Below are 3736 nucleotides of genomic sequence, written 5' to 3'. Positions count from 1 at the left end.
GGTACTTGGCTTTGCCCTTGCTATGCCCGTTCTTGCGCAGCGCCGTGCTGCCGCACTTACCGCAACAGATGGTGGTTTGAATCATGCCTCAACATAGCAAAAACCACCCTTTAGACCACTGCCTTTTTTTTATCCTATCCGCAGCAAGTTCCTGCCGAGCGACATCCCCGGTTTGTCGCGGAAAAGTGTGCCTTCAACGGATTTCCTGGGCATAGCGTTTTATCAGCGGCCACACCCGGCAAACAAATGGTCGAGCTTTTTGTAGAAAGGAGGTCGTTTATCAGGCGGCTCAGCTGCCTGGTAACGCGTTGGGGCGCGGGCCCGCCGCTAACCCGGGCATTTTTAGCTCGGCAGGCGAACCTGCCACCGGCTATGCTTCACACGGAGACCAGGTCATAACTCATTTTCAACATGGACACCAACCTACACAACCTCCCCCCGGAAAATTCCATTCTCTACGAACTGAACGAGCCGGCCGCCCAGTGCCCCTTTGGCTACGGCGCCGTAAAGCAAACCGCCGGCGGAGGCCGCACCAACCGCGAGTGGTGGCCCAACCAACTCAAGCTGAGCATCCTGCGCCAGAACGACCACAAGTCCAACCCCCTGGACCCAGGCTTTAACTACGCCGAGGAGTTTAAGAAGCTGGATCTGAACGCGGTAAAGCAGGACCTATTCGAGCTGATGACCAACTCCCAGGACTGGTGGCCGGCCGACTACGGCCACTACGGCCCGTTCTTCGTGCGCATGGCCTGGCACAGCGCCGGCACCTACCGCATCGGCGACGGCCGCGGCGGCTCCGGCTCGGGCGCCCAGCGCTTTGCCCCCCTCAACAGCTGGCCCGACAACGCCAACCTCGACAAAGCCCGCCTGCTGCTGTGGCCCATCAAGCAGAAGTACGGCCAGAAAATTTCCTGGGCCGACCTCATGATTCTGGCCGGCAACTGCGCCCTGGAGTCCATGAACTTCAAAACCTTCGGCTTCGGGGGCGGACGTGAAGACGTGTGGGAACCCGAGCAGGACATCTACTGGGGGCCCGAAACCGAGTGGCTGGGCGACAAGCGCTACACCGGCGACCGGGAGCTGGATAACCCCCTGGCCGCCGTGCAGATGGGCCTGATCTACGTAAATCCCGAGGGACCCAACGGGGAGCCTGACCCTATCCGCTCCGCTCGCGACATCCGCGAAACCTTCGGCCGCATGGCCATGAACGATGAAGAAACCGTGGCCCTGATTGCTGGTGGCCACACCTTCGGCAAAACCCACGGCGCCGCCGACCCCGGCCAGTACGTGGGCAAGGAGCCCGCCGGCGCTACGCTGGAAGAAATGAGCACGGGCTGGCGCAACAGCTTCGGCAAAGGGCACGGCGCCGATACCATCACCAGCGGCCTGGAAGGCGCCTGGACCCGCACCCCCGCCCAGTGGAGCAACGACTACTTCGACCACCTGTTCGGCTTTGAGTGGGAGCTAACGAAGAGCCCCGCCGGCGCCCACCAGTGGCGCCCGGTAAACGGCGGCGGGGCCGGCACCATCCCCGATGCCCACGACCCCGCAAAGAAGCATGCGCCCTTCATGCTCACCACCGACATTGCCCTGCGTGCCGACCCGGTGTACGAGGTAATTTCGCGCCGCTTCCAGCTAAACCCCGAGGAGTTTGCCGATGCTTTCGCCCGCGCCTGGTTTAAGCTCACGCACCGCGACATGGGCCCCAAGGAGCGTTACCTGGGCCCCGAAGTGCCCACGGAAGAGCTGCTCTGGCAAGACCCCATCCCGGCCGTAACCTATCCCCTGGTGAACGACCAGGACGTGGCCGACCTGAAAACTAACATCCTGGCTTCCGGCCTCTCGGTGCAGCAATTGGTGAGCACGGCCTGGGCGGCAGCTTCCACCTACCGCGGCTCCGACAAGCGCGGCGGCACCAACGGCGGGCGCCTGCGCCTGGCCCCGCAACGAAACTGGGAAGTAAACAACCCCGCTCAGTTGCACGACGTGCTGCGCGCACTGACAGGCATTCAGCAGGCCTTCAACGCGGCTCAAACCGACGGCAAGCAGATTTCCATGGCCGACCTGATTGTGCTGGCCGGTGTGGTGGGCATTGAGCAGGCCGCCCGGAATGCGGGCCACTCGGTGACGGTACCGTTTACGCCCGGCCGGGCCGATGCCTCGCAGGCGCAAACCGACGTGCTGTCGTTTGCGGCCCTGGAGCCAGCCGCGGATGGCTTCCGCAACTACCTAAAGCCCCACCACAAGGCCGCGGCCGAGGAACTGCTGATTGACAAGGCGCAGCTGCTGACCCTGACGGCACCGGAGCTGACAGTGCTATTCGGCGGCCTGCGGGCCATCAACATCAACTTCGACCAGTCGCAGCACGGTGTGTTCACCGCCCGCCCGGGGGCCCTCACCAACGACTACTTCGTGAACCTGCTCGACCTGAACACGACGTGGAGCGCCACCTCCGATGCCCAAAATACTTTTAACGGCCGCGACCGGAAAACCGGCGCCGTGAAGTGGACCGGCACCCGCGTTGACTTGATTTTCGGCTCCAATTCCGAGCTGCGCGCCCTGGCCGAGGTGTATGCCTGCGCCGATGCCGGGGAGAAGTTCGTGCACGACTTCGTGGCCGTATGGGCCCGCCTGATGAACCTCGGCCGCTTCGACCTGGCCTAAAGCCTGCTCGGGCGCTTCCGCGTCATTTTAGCAGTGAAAAAGGTGGCCTCATGTGGGGCCACCTTTTTTCTTGGGCTTGAATAAGCCACCGCAGAAGCCAGCTGGCAGGTAGCTACCGAAACCGCTCCAGGAGCACTATGGGCTCGTTGTGGTAAAGCGGGCGGGCAAATTCCTGGTAGCCAAACTTACGCGCCAGGCGTAGGGAAGCCTCGTTGTCGGGGTCGATGATGCAGGTGGTGCGCGGAGAGGGGAAGTGCGCATCGGCCCAGGCGTGGGCAGCGGTGAGCGCCTGGCTGGCGTACCCGCGGCCGTGCAGCCGGGGGGCCAGTACCCAGCCGGCTTCGGGCGTGCCCTTGATAGAAGGCGTCAGGTCGCGCTGCACATCGAAGAAGCCCACGGTGCCGACGTAGCGGCCGGTGGCTTTTTCCTCCAAGGCCCAGGAGCCGTAGCCCAGCATCACCCAATGGCCAAGATGGGAGAGCATGCGTCGCCACACGGTCTCTTCGTCGTTGGGGTTGCCGCCGAGGTAGCGGTAGAAGGCCGGGTCCTGGTGCAGCGCTGCCGCTTCGGTCAGATCTTCGGGCCGGGGCGCACGCAGCAGCAAGTCGGGGGTTTCGAGGCGGGGGATGGCGTCGGGCACGAGGCCGCCGAGGGAGAGCAGTTCCATGGCGGCAAAGTAGCAGAAAGGCCTGACTCTATTCGGCACGGGGTAGCCAAATAACGTCCATCCGCGCTATCGAATAGGTTGTACGCACCTTTCGAGGCTCAGCCTTTCCTGGGTTCCGGAATCGGCAAACGCAACAAGACAAGTATTTTACCCACCTGCCCAGGCACCACCCTCACTCGACTAGGTGGGGCAGTTAAGCGTACTTTACTGGACACGCGGTAAAGTATTTCGCCCCGTATTCCGACTGCAAGGCAGTGGGCTACTGTTGGCCCCCATTTCTCTCTCCTAGGGAGTGTGGACAGTGGTCGTAGCTTAGCGGCATGCTACGCCGCCATGAATTAAGCGAACGGGAATGGAAATTGGTCGAACCGCACACTTTGGGTCGTCCGGGTACGGGTGGGGGCA

Annotated in this window: 2 protein-coding genes; one reads left to right on the top strand and one right to left on the bottom strand. The window is 62.8% G+C overall.

The window, feature by feature from the left end; translation table 11 throughout:
* Positions 1–411 precede the first annotated feature (411 nt).
* Entirely contained in the window at positions 412–2664 is a 2253-nt protein-coding gene (gene katG / locus FY528_RS21070) for a catalase/peroxidase HPI (protein WP_149072979.1), read from the top strand.
* Between the two features lie 112 nt (positions 2665–2776).
* Here the strand turns inward: katG and FY528_RS21065 are convergent, their stop codons facing one another.
* Positions 2777–3331 carry a GNAT family N-acetyltransferase gene (locus FY528_RS21065; RefSeq protein ID WP_149072978.1) on the bottom strand — a complete coding sequence of 185 codons (555 nt, stop codon included), beginning with the start codon at positions 3329–3331 and terminating at the stop codon, positions 2777–2779.
* Positions 3332–3736: the final 405 nt, after the last annotated feature.

The organism is Hymenobacter lutimineralis, from assembly GCF_008271285.1.
Taxonomy (GTDB): Bacteria; Bacteroidota; Bacteroidia; order Cytophagales; family Hymenobacteraceae; genus Hymenobacter; species Hymenobacter lutimineralis.
This window is presented reverse-complemented; position numbering and strand designations above follow the sequence as displayed.